Source organism: Ruegeria sp. C10, from assembly GCF_056537805.1.
This window is the reverse complement of the sequence record NZ_JBQFSC010000002.1, coordinates 779,290-795,670: the sequence shown is the minus strand read 5'-3', so window position 1 is coordinate 795,670 and position 16,381 is coordinate 779,290. Positions and strand designations below refer to the sequence as shown.

16 protein-coding genes are annotated in these 16,381 nt (G+C 55.1%); 4 read left to right on the top strand and 12 right to left on the bottom strand.

Annotation, left to right across the window (positions count from 1 at the left end; translation table 11 throughout):
* Genes ACR0DE_RS12370 through ACR0DE_RS12360 form a run of 3 tightly spaced genes read left to right on the top strand, consistent with a single transcriptional unit; the run spans position 1 to position 2,383 of the window.
* Positions 1 to 948, top strand: coding sequence for a branched-chain amino acid ABC transporter permease (locus tag ACR0DE_RS12370; protein WP_170393268.1), 948 nt, complete (start codon positions 1 to 3; stop codon positions 946 to 948).
* Positions 945 to 1,676: an ABC transporter ATP-binding protein gene (locus ACR0DE_RS12365; protein WP_170393267.1), complete on the top strand. Its 732-nt coding sequence runs from the start codon at positions 945 to 947 to the stop codon at positions 1,674 to 1,676. Before ACR0DE_RS12370 ends, ACR0DE_RS12365 begins: the two co-directional genes overlap by 4 nt.
* On the top strand, positions 1,676 to 2,383 hold the full coding sequence (locus tag ACR0DE_RS12360; RefSeq protein WP_170393266.1) for an ABC transporter ATP-binding protein: 708 nt from the start codon (positions 1,676 to 1,678) through the stop codon (positions 2,381 to 2,383). Before ACR0DE_RS12365 ends, ACR0DE_RS12360 begins: the two co-directional genes overlap by 1 nt.
* A gap of 7 nt (positions 2,384 to 2,390) precedes the next feature.
* Here ACR0DE_RS12360 and ACR0DE_RS12355 read toward each other — a convergent pair whose 3' ends face one another.
* The 5 genes from ACR0DE_RS12355 to ACR0DE_RS12335 all read right to left on the bottom strand — a co-directional run bounded on the left by ACR0DE_RS12355 (position 2,391) and on the right by ACR0DE_RS12335 (position 8,196).
* Positions 2,391 to 3,143, bottom strand: coding sequence for an outer membrane protein (locus ACR0DE_RS12355; protein WP_255612112.1), 753 nt, complete (start codon positions 3,141 to 3,143; stop codon positions 2,391 to 2,393).
* Positions 3,144 to 3,223: 80 nt separating this feature from the next.
* Positions 3,224 to 4,468 carry a DUF3179 domain-containing (seleno)protein gene (locus ACR0DE_RS12350; protein WP_480753425.1) on the bottom strand — a complete coding sequence of 415 codons (1,245 nt, stop codon included), beginning with the start codon at positions 4,466 to 4,468 and terminating at the stop codon, positions 3,224 to 3,226.
* Positions 4,469 to 4,513: 45 nt separating this feature from the next.
* On the bottom strand, positions 4,514 to 6,181 hold the full coding sequence (locus ACR0DE_RS12345) for a sulfatase-like hydrolase/transferase (protein WP_170421294.1): 1,668 nt from the start codon (positions 6,179 to 6,181) through the stop codon (positions 4,514 to 4,516).
* A 99-nt stretch (positions 6,182 to 6,280) separates the two neighbouring features.
* Complete coding sequence (locus ACR0DE_RS12340) at positions 6,281 to 7,921, bottom strand: sulfatase-like hydrolase/transferase (protein WP_480753422.1); 1,641 nt, start codon at positions 7,919 to 7,921, stop codon at positions 6,281 to 6,283.
* Positions 7,918 to 8,196 (bottom strand): hypothetical protein, encoded by a 279-nt coding sequence (locus tag ACR0DE_RS12335; RefSeq protein ID WP_480569452.1) that lies wholly within the window; start codon positions 8,194 to 8,196, stop codon positions 7,918 to 7,920. Before ACR0DE_RS12335 ends, ACR0DE_RS12340 begins: the two co-directional genes overlap by 4 nt.
* Before the next feature lie 239 nt (positions 8,197 to 8,435).
* Between ACR0DE_RS12335 and ACR0DE_RS12330 the strand changes: the two genes are divergently transcribed.
* A complete protein-coding gene (locus ACR0DE_RS12330; RefSeq protein ID WP_480753419.1) occupies positions 8,436 to 9,653 on the top strand; it encodes a tetratricopeptide repeat protein in 1,218 nt (405 codons plus the stop codon).
* Between the two features lie 11 nt (positions 9,654 to 9,664).
* Here the strand turns inward: ACR0DE_RS12330 and ACR0DE_RS12325 are convergent, their stop codons facing one another.
* The 7 genes from ACR0DE_RS12325 to ACR0DE_RS12295 form a co-directional block, all read right to left on the bottom strand.
* Complete coding sequence (locus tag ACR0DE_RS12325; protein ID WP_170393260.1) at positions 9,665 to 10,279, bottom strand: TetR/AcrR family transcriptional regulator; 615 nt, start codon at positions 10,277 to 10,279, stop codon at positions 9,665 to 9,667.
* A gap of 83 nt (positions 10,280 to 10,362) precedes the next feature.
* Positions 10,363 to 11,232, bottom strand: coding sequence for a polyphosphate kinase 2 (gene ppk2 / locus ACR0DE_RS12320; protein ID WP_170393259.1), 870 nt, complete (start codon positions 11,230 to 11,232; stop codon positions 10,363 to 10,365).
* Between the two features lie 48 nt (positions 11,233 to 11,280).
* Complete coding sequence (locus tag ACR0DE_RS12315; RefSeq protein WP_480753417.1) at positions 11,281 to 12,234, bottom strand: alpha/beta fold hydrolase; 954 nt, start codon at positions 12,232 to 12,234, stop codon at positions 11,281 to 11,283.
* Positions 12,224 to 13,141: a homoserine O-acetyltransferase MetA gene (metA, locus tag ACR0DE_RS12310; RefSeq protein WP_170393257.1), complete on the bottom strand. Its 918-nt coding sequence runs from the start codon at positions 13,139 to 13,141 to the stop codon at positions 12,224 to 12,226. Before metA ends, ACR0DE_RS12315 begins: the two co-directional genes overlap by 11 nt.
* 38 nt (positions 13,142 to 13,179) lie before the next feature.
* Positions 13,180 to 14,052 (bottom strand): ATPase, encoded by an 873-nt coding sequence (locus tag ACR0DE_RS12305; protein WP_480753414.1) that lies wholly within the window; start codon positions 14,050 to 14,052, stop codon positions 13,180 to 13,182.
* A gap of 49 nt (positions 14,053 to 14,101) precedes the next feature.
* On the bottom strand, positions 14,102 to 14,998 hold the full coding sequence (locus ACR0DE_RS12300) for a DMT family transporter (protein ID WP_170393704.1): 897 nt from the start codon (positions 14,996 to 14,998) through the stop codon (positions 14,102 to 14,104).
* A 97-nt stretch (positions 14,999 to 15,095) separates the two neighbouring features.
* On the bottom strand, positions 15,096 to 16,322 hold the full coding sequence (locus tag ACR0DE_RS12295) for an OmpP1/FadL family transporter (RefSeq protein ID WP_170393255.1): 1,227 nt from the start codon (positions 16,320 to 16,322) through the stop codon (positions 15,096 to 15,098).
* Positions 16,323 to 16,381 lie beyond the last annotated feature (59 nt).

The following is a 16,381-nucleotide window of genomic DNA, read 5'->3' as shown; positions in this document are numbered from 1 at the left end:
ATGGGGCTACGCTGGTTTCACTTTGCACTCTGGGGTGGCTTGATCGTCGGAATGTTCCTGCTTCCGCAATTCGTCTCGAACGGGACGATGCGCACGATGATCTTTGCCAACTACCTGGCGATCTTCGCTATCAGCTGGGACGTGTTGTCTGGCCGAACAGGCTATGTGAGCTTTGGTCATCCATTCCTGATCGGTATCGGGGCCTACACCACGGCAATCCTGACCAAGCGCTTTGACGTCGCTGTCGAAATCTCGATCCCGATCGCCGTACTTGTTACCATGATCGCGGGCCTATTGGTGCTGCTACCAGCGCTGCGTATCCGTGGAAGTTATTTTGCGCTCGTCACGCTGGCGTTCATGGAGTTGCTCTACCAACTGGTTCAGGTCATTCGCCCGGATCTGACCGGCGGAACACGCGGCATGTCGGGTATTCAAACTCTGACGCGCGGCGCGGCGAACGGGTATTATCTGTCCACGACGCTGATGTTGGCGATCGCCGTTAGCATGTGGCTTTTGATGAAGACGCGACTAGGTACGGCCTTGTCTGCCATCGGAATGAACGAGGAAAGTGTGCGCGGTTCGGGCCTCAGCACCACGCGCCTCAAAGCTTTTGCCTTTCTGACAAGTGCGATGATCGCGGGCTTGGGTGGTGCCTTCTACGTTCACTATCTGGGATCGCTCGCGCCGCGTGCGTTGTTTGATATTAACTTCCTGTTCACAATCATCGTTGCGGCACTTCTGGGGGGAACCTCGACCATCATTGGCCCCATGATCGGCGCGTTCTTCATGACATTCCTGTTGGAGTATCTGCGACCGGTCCTTCCTGGCGCCGAACGGTATTTCGTCTACGGAGCCATAGCGCTGCTCCTCTATATGTATCAGCCGAAAGGCATTGTTGAGCTGGTTCGGCGTGGTTTCAAAGGCCTGGGCAAGGGGCGGACGACATGAGCGTGGCGTTACAGGTATCAGGTCTGGTAAAACGTTTCGGCGGATTAGTCGCGACGAATGATCTTTCGTTCTCTCTCAAAGAGGGCGAGTCGCTTGGCTTGATCGGTCCCAACGGGGCAGGCAAGACGACCGTGTTCAGCCAGATCATGGGTGAGTTGCGGCAAAACGGCGGAACGATCGAACTGTTCGGGCAGGAGATTTCGACACTGTCGACGCCACAACGCATTCGGGCCGGGGTCAGCCGAACCTATCAGATCCCACGCCCGTTTGGTGATATGAGCGTTGCCGAAAATATCCGGGTTGGCCTAATGCCCGACAATATCTGGCAGATGATCGTCTCACCCCCAGATAAAGAACGTGAGCGAGAGCTTGCGCTCAGCGTCGGGTTTACAGAAGCGGATTTGAAACGCGCGCCAACAGAACTGGCCATGGGTGATCTGCGTAAACTTGAGATGGCGCGCACAATGGCAACCGCGCCCAAGGTGATGCTGCTGGATGAAGTGTTTGCGGGTCTCACCACAGGAGAGATCGCCCAAATCTCTGATCTCATTCAGTCGATGCGCAAAGATGGGATGACTTTTCTGATCGTCAGCCATGATTTGCCTGCGCTTGAGCCATTGGTCGACCGTGCGATCGCCATTGAACGGGGCACCATGATTGCCGAGGGCTCGTTCAGCGAAGTCATGAACGACAAGGCTGTTCAGGCCTCGTATCTGGGGGGCGCGTAATGTCGTATCTGGAAATCGAAAACCTGTCGGCATTCTATGGCAAGGCGCAAGCGCTGACCGACATCTCGATCACCGTCCAACCCGGTGAGATTGTCGCTGTGGTGGGTCCAAATGGGGCTGGAAAATCGACCTTGCTGGACAGCATCATGGGGCTAGTCAAAATCGAGGGCGATATCCGGCTCAGGGGGCACAGCCTTGCCGGTCGGACGCCTTCCGAAATTGTACGACATGGCGTGGGTTATGCGCCCGAACGCTTCAACCTGTTTCCCTATATGTCGGTGCGTGACAACCTAATGGTCGGTGCCTTCACGGCCCGCGAAGACATCCAGAGCAATCTGGCAATGGTACACAGCCTGTTCCCGCGTCTCGAAGAGAGGGAAGGGCAGGAGACCTCGACCCAGTCGGGCGGGGAACGTCAGATGGTCTCGTTCGGACGCGCGTTGATGACCAGCCCCGAGCTGTTGCTCGTCGACGAACCGACGATTGGTCTGGCCCCAAAAATCTGTCACGAAATCGCCGAGGTGGTGCGCAAGCTCAACAAGGAATACGGGCTGACGGTTGTGATCACCGAGCAAAACGCCAACTTCGCGCTTTCGCTGGCGAGCCGGATTTACGTGCTCGAGTCAGGACGCATGCAGACATCAGGCACCGCAGACGAGTTGCGGAATGATAAGCGATTGCTCGAGGCTTACTTTGGCGGTCACTAAAAGCCGCTCAAAAGCGGTAGGTCGCGCCAATCAGTGGACCGGATTGGTCGAACTTGAAATCGTTTCCGTCGATGTCGTGGTCGAATGAGATATAGCGGTATCCACCGCGGATCAGCCAACGATCATTAATCGCATAGTCGGCTGTCAGCAGAACCTGCCATGTCTCGCTGCCACTGCGGAAGCCGCCATAGTCTACAAACCCAGTTCCTGACCATTTGTCCGAGAACTTGACGCGTGCGCGGGCCCCGATCACGGGGTCGGTCCAGCTTGAATCAACCGTTGTTCGACGGCCGGGGGCCGCGCCCGGTTGCAATTCAAAGTCGGTTTCCGTGCTGAACCACCTGAATCCACCGACAATATCCACATTCGCGGTTTGATCCTCGTAGACCCTATAGCCGACATAGCCGCTGAGAAATTGCGTGGTAAAGGATGTGTCCAAGCCTGAGCTGGCAGGGCCGGGAGTGTCGCTGCTGAAAGACAGATTGGTATAGTTATAGTCGGCCAACAGGGACCACCGGCCATTTGTGGCGGCAAACGCGGCCATGAAGGCAAAATCGAGATTGTCCAACGCATCGGAAAAACTCAGGGTGCCATCCAGTGTACCCATCGGTGTGCTGAGTGAGGTCTCAGTTTCCGGCATGAAAAGATAGATTGAGGCCTCATATGACCAGTCCGACTGTTGGGCCAAGGCCATTGGTGCCATCGAACCTGCCATTGCGAGGCCAAGCGCCAATCCTGTCCACTTTACTGTCACATCCATTTTCCGTCTCCCGCCAAGAACTTTGAATTGATTTCTATTGTCGCCTCATGCCAACCTAGCCAGGCGCATTGTTCGTTCTTTCATGCTGCCACGTCTTCGGATTTGCCTGCGCCGTCACCGACACGATTGATATCGGTGCTGGGAAAAAACTCGGACCAGACATGCCAGAACACGCCTGCGCGCAGGGTTTCGACCCGTTGCAGTTGGCCCTGATCAGACATTCCCCAAAAGTCACATTGGGTCACTGGCTGACCGCTGTCATTGTACCAAACGCCCAAGCTTTCAAATTTTGGATCGAGGCTGACGACGATATCCCGCCCGCCGACACGCGCGTTGACGATCCAATCGTTGTCGACAACGAAATCGTCGGTCCAGCAGGTGGCATCCTGTCCGATTGTGATCCCCCAGACATAGGTTTTATTCGGCAGCCGATTGTCCGAACGGTCCATGTTGTCCATCACCGGAGCCTCTTCCTGATGCTGGCGGCCAATGCCCCAGCCGAACGTGATCTCGGTCATCATGTCCAGCAGCCGCAGCAAGGGGTTTGGGGAGGGTTTGTTCAAAAACACCTCGCCTTCCGGGAAAGCCTTTTGAAATCCACGGAAAGTCATCCGATAGGTTGGCCAGGGTGTCATCTGCGCTTCGGGCCGCAAAGGGCACGCGAGGCCGTTTGCATTTGTGTCACGATCCGCTTCGCGAAAGCCGTATATGTGCTGGATGGGCTCACCGGTTTCATTATCACGCAAGATCAGGTTGTTGCCGTGCTGGGCGAGAACCTCAAGGTTTAGCCGTTTGCCTTCGATGCTTGGCGCATAGCCCTGACCGAGATTGGCCATGGCGCAATAGGTCATCACGACGTCTTCTCCGCCCAGCCCCTTTTCATCGCCCGCCAAATGTGGGCGCATGATTTGTGCATCAGGATGGGCGCGGGCATGGCCTTCATTTTCAATCACCATCACGGGGGCAGTCGGCCCGACATATTTGCGGGCCTCGTCGATGGGAAAATACTGCGCTTCATTTAGCTGATTTCTCAGACCTAGATGAACCCAGACATAGGGAAAGCCATAGAGAAGTAGAACAAGTAAAGCGGCAATGAGCCAAAGCCAGAACGGACCGGCTCCCAGGGCGAAATGCGCGAGCGTTGCGAGAGCAAATGCGCCCAACCCGATGGCAATCAAGCGGTATTCATTGCGGATGAAACGCACCATATTCTCGCGCTTTACCTTCAACAGCATCTGGGACACGTCGCCCAAATCACGGAAGTAGACGAACCCGATCCCAAGTGATCCGATTAAACCCAGTGCGAATAGGAGTAATCCAAGCATGTGATGATCCTAGAAACTTGAGTGAATGACGACGGCGACACCGTGCTATTGCTGCGGGGATTGGCTTTTGATCAGGAAAGCCTCGACCGCTTGTTGGGTTTCGGGGCGCAGGTTCTCGATCCCTTCATAGGGCACGCCATACGCGGGTGGCGTGTCGGGGAATTTCTCTTTGCGGGCCATGTGTCGGCCAAGGATGCGTGCGAATTCCTGCCCGCCCCAGGCGCCAACCTCGGTCGAGACTGAATATTCCTCGCGCGTGTCCCGGTAGAGATCAAAGAACTTTGCCAGAATGGCGCTTTCCCCGGCTCCCGGCAGCTTCAGCTTAAGCTGGTCCTTCACGATCGCCTCGGGTTTGTTCACCGAATAGATGATCACGTGATCTCTGCGCGCTTTGGCTTCGTCCGCAAACAATAGCGCTGCGGATTGATCGACGCCATCCACCAGACGATCCCGCGGGATGTATTGCTCGGCCCCCGCAAAACGTGAAAGCGTTGTATAAAGGTCCGACACGTGAATGATACTGTTCAGCAAACCATCTGCCTGTATCATCCCCGGCCAGCGAATAAAGGCATCGACCCGAACGCCGCCCTCAGTCGTATCCCCTTTGCCACCAGCATATATCATCGGAGTATAGCCAGATTGCGGGGCGTATTTGGTAAAGTGGCCGTTGTCCCCCATAACGATGACGATGGTATTCTCGCTGACCCCCAACTCTGCCATGCTGGCGAACAAATCACCCAGCCATTGATCCAAAAGTTGCATCTTGTCGACATAGAGACCGCCATTCGCGCTTTCGGGACCAGAGCGTCCGGCGCGGGTATTATCCAGAGGGATCATCGGCCAATATTGCAGGAAAAAGGGGGTATCGTCGCTGGCAAGACGTTCAAGCTCTGACAAGGTTTTGTCCTGAAAGGCCTGGTTCATCTCATCGTATTTGGCCGCATTCCAGCGCTCACCTGACTCCATCCGAATTTCGCGAATAGGACCGCCTGTTTCGCCTTCGATGACGGTCATCATCGCTGAGGCGTCCGGCCTGAACCAACCGTCCAGCGTGTATTTGTCATCATAATCTCTGATCGCGACCGAGACCTGCTCTTTGATTGCATCATCATTAAAGATCGTCAGCTGACCCTGCTGGTGAATGGCGTGCTGTGCATAGTCAAAGCCTTGGTTCATCGCCCAACTTTCCGCGATATCCCCCATGTGCCACTTGCCAACATGGCTGGTTGCGTAACCAACCTGTTTCAGCACTTCGGCCAATGTCACTTCTGCCCCCGGCAGGCCAAAGCCGGCAATATCAACGGTGGTATCACCCATTCCCATGCGTACAGGCAGCCGCCCTGTCATTTGGGCGACGCGAGTAGGGGTGCAAGAGGGTTCGGTATACATCCGAACCATGCGCATTGCGTCGTCGGAGAAATCGTTGATATTCGGCGTCGAATAACCCCGAACGGCGTTCAACTCGGGTATCCCCATGTCGCCGAATCCCAGATCATCGATCAGAACGCTGATGATGTTCGGTGGCTTGCCGTTGTTGCCTTCGCGAAATGCAGCCAGGGCTTCATCCACAGCCATATCATCCTGGGCCCATTGCTCTGCGCGCTGTGCTTGCAAGATATAGAATTCGGCATCGTGTTGGATTGGGTTTTCTTGCGCGAACGTGCTGCGCGCGGCAAGGCCGACGAATAAAACCAATACCCCTGAAATCTTCATTCGATATCCCCCGATCGTGTACTGGGCGGAACGCAAACACTCCTGCCGCTGATTTCACATTAAAACATTATCATATTTAAACAGGAATTTCTGTAGCCTTCACTGCTGCCAGCTGGTGAACACATCGCGAGCGAGTTCAGATTCCGGGCGCAGGTTGTCGATGCCCTCGTAGGGGATGCCGCGCCCGATTTCGGAATGCGGGTGTTTCGCGATCATCTTCTGATGGCGTTTGATCATGTCCTGAAACGACGCTCCGGCCCAAAGTGAGTAACCGACCAAAGGGTGCAGTTCGCGTGGATCACGATAGATGTTGAAGGTCGGGGCCGCCGCTCCGGGTTGGCCGGGCGCGGGCAGGTGCATTTTGAATTCCTGCTTGACCACCGAGCGCAAAACCGGGCCTTCATAGACATATACATAATCGCGGCGACCGTTGCCTTCACCGTTCAGCAGCAGGGCGGTCTGATCGACACCATCGATGATGCGGTCGCGCGGGATATGATCAGTCGCGCCTGCGATCCGAGCCATTGTGGTATAGATATCAGACACATGAAAGATATCTCCGGCGGCGCTGTCAGCCTCGATTACTCCGGGCCAGCGAATGAATGCATCCGTGCGTACGCCACCTTCCAGATGTTGGGTCTTACCGCCACGATAGATCAGTTGATTGAGCCCCGAAGTTCCTTCGTAGTGGTACATCAGTCCATTGTCGGCCATCAAAACCACAATCGTGTTGTCGGCTTCTCCGGTTTCTTCGAGCTTGACCAGCAGGTCACCGATCCAGCCATCCAGTAGTTGCAGTTTGTCGGCATGAAACCCGCCGTTGCGAGAGATCGCGTTCTCGGCATAAACGAAATTCAACGGGTAGAGCGGCCAATATTGCAGGAAAAACGGTTCTTCCTCGGCTGCGGCACGCTCCAATTGCTCAAGAGCCTGACGCTGGTACCTCTCGTTCATCGCTTCATACTTGGCTTGGGTCCAGACCTCGCCCGGTGACATATCCACCTCTCGGGCGGTGCCGCCTGCTTCTGCCTCGACACCAGTCACCAGTCCGTAGGGTTTGAAACGCTCATCCAGCAGAAACTGATTGTTCTGCCCCTCGGGCACGTATCCAAGCATGTTATTCGCGCGCATCGCCTCGGGGGTCATGAGGCTCAGTTGAACTTGTTGATGCAGGGGGAAGGCGGCCCAATCGAAACCTTGGTTGTGGGGGTAGGCCTGTTCGATGTCACCTTGGTGCCACTTGCCAACATGCACGGTGTTGTAGCCAACCTCTTTTAGGATCTCGGGCAGGGTCACCTCGCTGGCTGGAAGGCCTTCGCCTACCAGAGCCACTTTGACTTCTGTCACACCGGCACGCACCGGATGTCGCCCGGTCAGCATCGCCGTTCGGGTCGGTGTGCACGAGGGTTCCGTGTACATTCGCATCAGCGACAAACCTTCGGTGGCGAACTGGTTGATGCTGGGCGTTTCGATGCCCATGACGTAGTTCATCTTGCGATCACCCATCTGACCAAAGCTGATGTCGTCGATCAGGATGTACAGGATATTGGGTGGTTTGCCCCCGTTTGCTTCGCGGATTTCGGCCAGTTTCGCGTCAATCTCAATGTCCTGGGCATCCCAGACCGCGCCGAACTGGGCACGCAGAAATTCGAACTCACCATCGTGAATAATCGGGTTCTGTTGGGCATATGCCGAAGCTGCAGTCAGGATTAGCGCGGGCAAAATGTGTTTCAGGGTCATTTCAAGCCTTTCGTTTTATCCATATGCCCAAGCGTACCCGGAACGTCTGACAGCTTTGCTTCGATAGAGCTTCGCAAATCAGTAACGGTTTCCGCCAGATCCGCGAGGTACCGAGGGCGAACGCCCGTGTCGGAAAGAGGAGACTGTGCCAGCTCGGTCATCATCTCCTGATAATCGAGGCAAATCCGGTCGAACTCACTGTCTTGGGCGCGCATGTTTCGCATCAGAACGGAGGTTCCCGGGAATTGTGCGTCAAAGAAGTCTTCTTCGTCCATCCGCGTTGCCTTCGTGGAAATTGCTCGTAAAGCATGCGTTCCCTAGAATATGACTTGAACGTATAAAGCCGCATGCTACCGTAGCACCATGGGGTCAAGCCATTGACATGAAAGGATAGTTCTTGATTTCCCGGGGGGATAACAAACAACGTGACACAGCGCCTTCTTTCTCGGATGAGGAGGTGCGAAGTGCCCTTGGGCGGGTTTTGGCCTCGGGTGGTTTCAAAGGATCTGCCCGAATGCGGGCCTTTCTTAACTATGTCGTGACCGAAGCGCTTGCCGGCCGCACGGATGAGATCCGCGCCAAGACCATTGCCATGGATGTTTATGGTTACAGCGCCGAAGACTTGACCAAGCGGGAAGGGGTTGTGCGCGTTGATGCGGGTCGTGTCAGGCGAAAGCTAAAAGCTTACTACGGAGGTGATGGCGAAGCTGATCCCGTGGTGATTTCACTGCCTGTCGGTAGCTATGCACCCGAATTTACGCTGGGGAGTTCGCAAGCCCAGAACCCACAGGGCATTCGGCGAAGCGCGTTGGTCATCGCGTTCTTTCTGGCTTTGATTGGCTTAGGCATCTGGGTATCAGGCTATTACTCAAAGAATGAGCCTCGCAGCGCTGTGGGCCGAGGGCAAAGCGCGATTTATGACGTATCTCCCGCGCGGGTAGAAGCAATAAACCTTTGTAGTGCTGGCCGCGATGTGATGTTCCCCGTCGTTGACCTATCGCGCCTGCAACCGGCTTTGCTGATTTTTGAGACGGCGATTGAACGAGATCCACTCTTTTTCTGCGGCTATGCCGGAGCGGCACAGGTCGAGACCATGCTGGCCATTTTGTTGTTCTTTGAACAGGATGCAGAAAAGTATTTGAGGTCTGCCGATGAAAAAAGCGCCCATGCGATGGATATCGCACCTGATGAGGCCTGGGCGCTTTCGGCGCGGGCCTGGCTGGAATTTGCACTGGGCAATTACGATCGGGCATCGGCCCTGTCTCGCAGAGCCGTTGATCTGGCCCCCACCGATCCGCATGTCGCTGAGTTCGATGCACTTATTTCACTCTATACTCTGAATTTCGAGCGGATCCTGGCGCAATCTGAATGGTATGAAGAGCTCGCGGAACGCAGCGGCGGGCTTGTCTTTGGCAATGTACTGGGGTCTGCGCATTTTCATACCGGAGACTATGCAGCGGCGATCCGAACTTACGAGGACACGATCGAGCGCGGAGGGCCATTTGGGCCGATTTCAGCGGCCTATCTGATGGCCGCACATTGGAACAATGGCGAACAAGTCGAGGCACAGCGTCTCGCCAATGTTTACCAGAAAACTTGGCCTGGTTTTCCGCTGGAGGCCCTGAAACGCCGCGTATTCAAAGAGTCGCAACCGGTTGATGCGCTTATTGCAGGCGTGAGGGCAGCGGGAGTCCCGTTGATCGACGGCGGGACCGCCCGCGAAAGTGATTGACTGGCAGGGTCTTATTCGTCCTGTGCGACCAGACCCAAACCGCGCAAATAGATTCCAATTCCGCTCTCCAGAAGGTCTTCAGGCGGGAAGGGGGAACTTGCGCCGGTATTGCGTGCAAAAAGTTCGACAACACCATGGCTCATGGCCCAGATATGGGCGCTGAACATCGAAGCGGGCGGACGCTTCTCCGGCGGAATATGCTGCGACAGATCGCTGGCGGCCTTTTCAAGCACGTTTTTGGCCCGGTTCGCGGCCAGCGCCAGTTCCGGTGTACGATTGATTGAAATCCCGCTTTCGAACATCGCGATATAATAGCCGGGGTGCTTGCGGGCGAAGGCAAGATAGGCGCGGCCCGTGGCCTCAAACGCCGCAAGCGCCGAGGGTTGCCCTTTGTCATAGGCAAATTGCATCAGGTCGGCGAACATCTCAAACCCCTGACGGGCAGCCTCGGCGATCAGGTCCTCACGCCCTTCGAAATGGCGATAGACGGCTGCGGGAGTGACCCCAGCAGTCTTTGCGGCCTCTGACAATGTAAAACCGGTCGGTCCCTTCTGTTCGATCAGGGATAAGGCGGCCTCCATCAAGGCTTGCTTTAGGTTTCCGTGGTGATATCCGCGTTTCGTCATCCCGGCCTCAGGCGCGTTTTATTGTATATATGCAGCGGCTAGGGCCTAATCCAGCATAGGCTGAGCAGAGTGTTGCAATTAGCTTATGCATCCCAGATTTCCGGACCACCACTGATCTTTTCATCCGGCATGCCCACTACTTCCAGGTTTTTGCCTTCGTAGTCGAGTTGGCTTAGCACGGTGCGAATGGCTGCCAGCCGGGCGCGTTTCTTGTCATCTGATCGAATGATCGTCCAAGGGCAGTTTTCGGAATGGCTTCGTGTAAGGGTTTCGGTAATCGACTGGCTGTATTCATCCCATTTGTGTAGGCCTGCGATGTCGATCGGGCTGAGTTTCCACTGCTTCAAAGGGTCGGTTTCGCGGGCAAGAAAGCGGTTCAATTGTTCGGCACGCCCGACATTCAGCCAGAACTTGAAAATGTGGATGCCATCATTGCTGAACCCGGTTTCCAAGGGCAGGACCTGGCGGAAAAACCGTTCACGCTCTTCCGTCGTGCAGAAGCCAAAGACATTTTCGACAACGCCCCGATTATACCAACTGCGATCAAAAAACACGATTTCACCGGCCGATGGGAGATGAGAGATATAGCGTTGGAAATACCATTGGCTGCGTTCTGCGTCCGAGGGTTTGCTGAGCGCCACGTTCCGCGCGCCCCTCGGGTTCAAATTCTCGCGGAACCGTTTGATGGTTCCGCCTTTGCCAGCGGCGTCACGGCCCTCGAACAGGATAGCGATGCGCTGGTCATTCTCCTTGACCCATCGCTGCATCTTGACCAGCTCAATCTGCAGACCTTCCATCTGCTGATCGTATTCCTTGCCTTTAAGCTTTTTGGAGTAGGGGTAGGTCGGGTTCAGAATTTCACCCTTCTTGGCCTCTTCAATAGCCGAGCGTATGGGTTTTGGGGCGTGGTTGTGAAAATAGTTCTCGATAGTGTCCGGGTCTGATTGGGTCATGCACGCCTCGCAATAAAATCCATATCTTACTATGAATTACGGATGGGCTTAACGCAAACCCGCGCGCTCGGCTGCGCGGTCGATTGCGGCGGCAACCTCTGGGGCGGCCACAACCTGCGGCATGTGTCCTATGCCGTCCAATTCGATCAGCTCAGCGCCAGGGATTTGTTCGATCAGGCGCTCGGAATGCCAGCCCAGCCCGACAGTCGTATCCGCGGTGCCGTGGACAATTTCGGTTGGCACGGAGATCTCGCCATAGCGGGGTTGAAGCTCGGTGATTTCATCCAGCAGATTTGCACGCTGTTTGGCATTTGCGTGCATCGAAGACTGGCGTATGGTCAAGCCCGGCCCGAAATGCTCGGCATATCCTTTGGGGGCTTTTTGCGGTGCAAACACCTGGTCCAACGCCTTCGTAACAAACCAGTCAGGAACAAATGCGCTGACCAAAGGCAAAGCAAGGGCGTTGCCCGCTGTCGTCGCACCAATAGTGTTGAACGCGTCCAGAGGTGTTTCCCACGGGATCGCCGCCGGAGCGATCAGGACCAAAGCTGCGATGTTGTCGGGCCGGGTGACAGCCCAGGCAAGCGAAACCGAACCGCCATAGCTTTGCCCGGCGACGATCGGTTTTTCTGCGCCTAGTTTCGATGCAGCCCGTTGTAGGATTTCCGCTTGTTCGACAATGGTTTCACCGTCGGAGTTAAAGCTATCTGAATATCCAAGACCCGGGCGGTCAAAGACGATGACGCGATAGGTCTCGGCCAGAATTGGGGCCAGCGCAAAAGTCATGTCGCGCGTGTTTCCGCTGGACCCGTGGATAAGCACCACATCCGGCCCTACGCCCATCACGACGGCATGCACAGCAACGCCATCGACATCGACGATCTGGCCTTCTGGCGGAAACGAAGCCTCGGCGCTGCTTTCACGCTGCGCGCTGCGCCATGCGGTCACAAGAGCGAGACCCACAAGCGCAACGCTGAGTGATATCAAAAGCTTACTGGCCAATTTTACTCATATCAAACGGGGTTGTCTGGTAAATTTCATTGATCCAGTTACCATAAAGCAGATGCGCGTGACTGCGCCACCTGTTCTGAGGGTTCTGGCTTGGATCATCGTCGGGATAGTAGTTGATAGGCACATTAATCGGCGTGTTATTTGCGATGTCCCGGTCATATTCCTGTTTGAGCGTATCGCTGTCATACTCAAAGTGATTGAAGATATAGAGCGCCCGATGCACGGGATCTTCGATCAGGCAGGGGCCGACATCATCACTGCCAAGCAAAGTGATCAGATCAGGAACCGCATCGATCTCGTATTGCCGCATCTCGGTCCAGCGGCTGACGGGTATCACGCAATCATCAGAAAAACCACGCAAAAATGGAGACGCGGGTGCTAGGTTCCGGTGCCGGAAGCAGCCAAAGGCCTTCGCATCCAGCATGTGTTTTTCAACGTCGTGGAAATGGTTGATCATCGCCATACCACCCCAGCATACGCCAAATGTGGAATGCACATTGGTCTGGGTCCACTCAAACACTTCGCGGATTTCATCCCAATAGGTGACGTCAGCGAAATCCAGATGTTCGATTGGTGCACCGGTTATGATCAGGCCGTCGAACTTCTGGTCCTTCACCTCCTGAAAAGGATGGTAGAACTCGGCCATATGCTCGGCGGCGGTATTCTTTGTCTGGTGTTCCGTCATGCGGATCAGCGATAGCTCGATCTGCAGTGGGGTCGCTCCGATCAGGCGTGCGAACTGGTTTTCGGTCTGTATCTTCTTTGGCATCAGGTTCAAAAGCCCGATCCGAAGGGGGCGAATATCCTGCCGTGCGGCCTGATCATCAGCCATGACCATGACGCCCTCATTTGTCAGGACTTCAAAGGCGGGCAGGTCAGAGGGGATTTTGATCGGCATTTGGTCACGCTGTTGAAACTGCGAAGGAAGTCTGGAACTTAGGCGGGGTTGGGGCGGGTCTCAAGGGTGCGTTCGATCAACTCATCGAAATCGCCACTATCCCGCACTTTGGCGATGTCATCGGCTGCTATTGTAACACCCCAATTTCGGGCCATCGCTTCATAGCGTGGCTGCCGGTGCGCCAGCGCTTGCGCATATGTCCAGCGGATGAATGCATCTGGATCAACCTTGGTGCCGGAACACTTGTTGAGGGCGAGGTATTCGTCCCAAACCCTCAGCAGGAACTCGGCCTTATAGGACATAGGCTTTGGTGCCTTGTCGAAGCGTTTGATCAGTTCTTCAGTGTGGGCTTCATCGCCCTTGATCCAGATCATCAGGGTCTGGCGCGACAATTCAGTCAGAATGTGGTCATTTGGATTGTCAGGCTCTACCCATTCGCAGATTGACCCGCCGGTATCGCAGATAAAGTGTGGATAGTTATAAAGACGATTGGCCCGGTCTATGAAATACTTGGTATCCAACAGGGCATGGATTTCGGCCTGCCGAAACTGGTCTTGCCGCAGCTGATATTCCGAGATTTCAAGGCCGCCCAGATCGGGATTGCCCGGCTTGCCCAGATAAGTCGACACCGGGGTCAGGTTTTGAAACGTGATGTTCGATCCGATATATATTGAATCCGACAGCAAAAGCTCGCGGAGAAAGGGTACTTTCATCGCCTCAGCCTTGGCATTGTCCGCGATATGTTCGCCCATATAGCGGGTGCCGATGCGGTAATCGATTGAATAGTGGAACCAGTCCCCGGCATCTCGCAGCGTGTTTGAGACATAGGATTTTCCCAACCCGGACATACCGAAGAACAACACCTTCTTTCGCGCAGCCTGACGCCAGTCCGTTGCCGAGTTGTAGATCATAATCCGCCGTCCCTTGTTTTGCCCTAGCTAAAACGGGCCGCTGGCGGCGTCAATCGCGTCGGCGAGATCGGCTGAGGATGAGCAAGCCGATCGCCAGTACCGTAAAACCGATAAAAGCACGTGGTGGCAAAGCTTCATCGCGTACCAAAGCACCCATTAGTATTGCGATTGGCGGAATGATGAGCGTTACGAGCAGAACATTGCCACTGCCTGCTTGTTGCAGTACGCGATAATACAGCAGATACGCCCCGGCCGTAGCGAGCAGGGCGTAATAGGCGATTGCCAGCCAGGTTTGCAGGGGCAGGGTGAAGGTCGGAACTCCATCGACCAACAACATAACAGGCGTCATCAGGATCGCAGATCCGGTCAACATACCTGCCGCGGCGATCTGAGGTGGAAGTGTGCTCATGTGGATGCGAGCCCAGATGGCTGCAAACGCATAAGAAAGCGTCCCAGCCAGGATCGCAACCTGACCCAGGTTGCTTGGGTTTAGGTTGCTAAACTGTCTGAGGCCAATTGTGATTGAAACGCCCAGAAACCCAAGCCCTACGCCAAGGAGGCGGGTTTTGGTCAGCCTCTCGTCGCGAAAAAACAAGGCCGCCAGAAGGACGCCGAAGATCGCGGTGGCAGCGTTCAGAATCGATGTCAGCCCAGTTTCGACATAGAGCTGCCCCCAGGCCATAAGCGAGAATGGCAGGACATTGTTCAACAGCCCCATGATCAGAAAAATACCCCAGACCTTGGGATCGCTCGGGACCGGTTGGCGTTGAAAGATGATGACGATCCACAACGCCAGCGCTGCCCAAAAAACCCTGTGGAAAACTGATGTTATGACGGGAATCGTATCAAGTGCGATTCGGATCGCAAGGAATGACATTCCCCAAATGACACCAAGCAGTATCAATTCGGACCAAGTGCGAGCTGTGAGTGTTTTCTGAGAAGTCATGGCTTGTTCTGGCATCTCTCAATCAGCATATCGACCCGGAACATGCGAAAAAGCCCCACCGAGATGGCGGGGCTTAATATGCACATTTGCATCTGCTTTAGTTCAGCGCGTAAGTCACCTGAATACCAACGCTCCATGCGCTGTTGCCAGTGAACGTGGCACGGTTATCGGGGCCAGTACCGTTGGCAGTGGCATCCCCAATATCCGTATAGCGTACACCACCGGAAATCTTGGCCTTTTCAAGAGAGTAAGTGCCGCCCAGACCGATACTCCAGAACCCATCGGTCGGGCCTAGGTTCGAGACCGAGTTCCCCTGAGAGCTCTCGTAACCCAGCGTTACCGCGCCAGAGAATTCTTCGCTGAACTGATAGCCGAGACCCAGTGAGTAGGTCCATGTCGCCTCTTCGTAGTCGACCAGGTTAATACCTGTCAGACCAGTATAGACCGGCGGTGCGTACACGGTTTGCGGCCAGTCAACCCAACGGATCGAACCAAACAACAGGGTTTTTGGCGCGACACCTGTCTGGAAATCGAGATTGACCGATTGAGGCGTCACAACCTCGGTCGATGAATCAGCGCTGACGCGACCCACGACGGGTATGCCGGGTGGAACAATTCCCGTGATGGCATCGTTCGCTTCGGTCTGCGATAGATCATGTGTGATTTTCGAGTTATAGGTCAGAGCGACCCGTGCGGCGATATCTGGCCGTTCCCAAGCAACACCAACAACGTAACCGAAATCGATCTCGGCATCGGTTTCAACGCGGTATCCGCCGGACGCGAATGGTGTTGTGCTTGCACCAGCGATCGGAACTGAAACACTTGCTTTCAGACGCTGGGCGCGGAGACCACCGATAACACTGAAGCCACCATCCAATTTGTAGCGAAGCAAAGCCGTGATCGCATCGGTATCTGCTTTTGCGCGAAGCACGTCAGTTGTTGCTCCGGGAAGACCTGCCAGAGCCAAGACATTCTGCGACAAGGGATAATCCGAAGAATAGTCGATATCCGCGCCAAACGGCTCGTCATAAACCAGCGCGAAGTCGAGCTTTTCGGTCAAAGAAGTCTTGTATGCCAGATGCGGTGTGAAAAAGCTGTTCGAGACATTGCCCGAGTCAATCGTTTCCCCAAACGTCGGGCTCGTCGGGATTTGATCCTCCATCGATCCGCTTACGTCCGGCTTTGTATACCCAAGCCGAAACTGCACGACAGATCCCTCTTCGAACAGGATGTTAACACCTTGCCCACTTCGGTCTAGGCCGCCGGCCTGCGCCGCGGTTGCCCCAATGCACAACGCGCATGTGTGCAACAACACTCGTTTCATATATTCCTCCCTACACTGTCCAAATTGCCTGTTATACGCATCCTCATTGGGCGTATTCG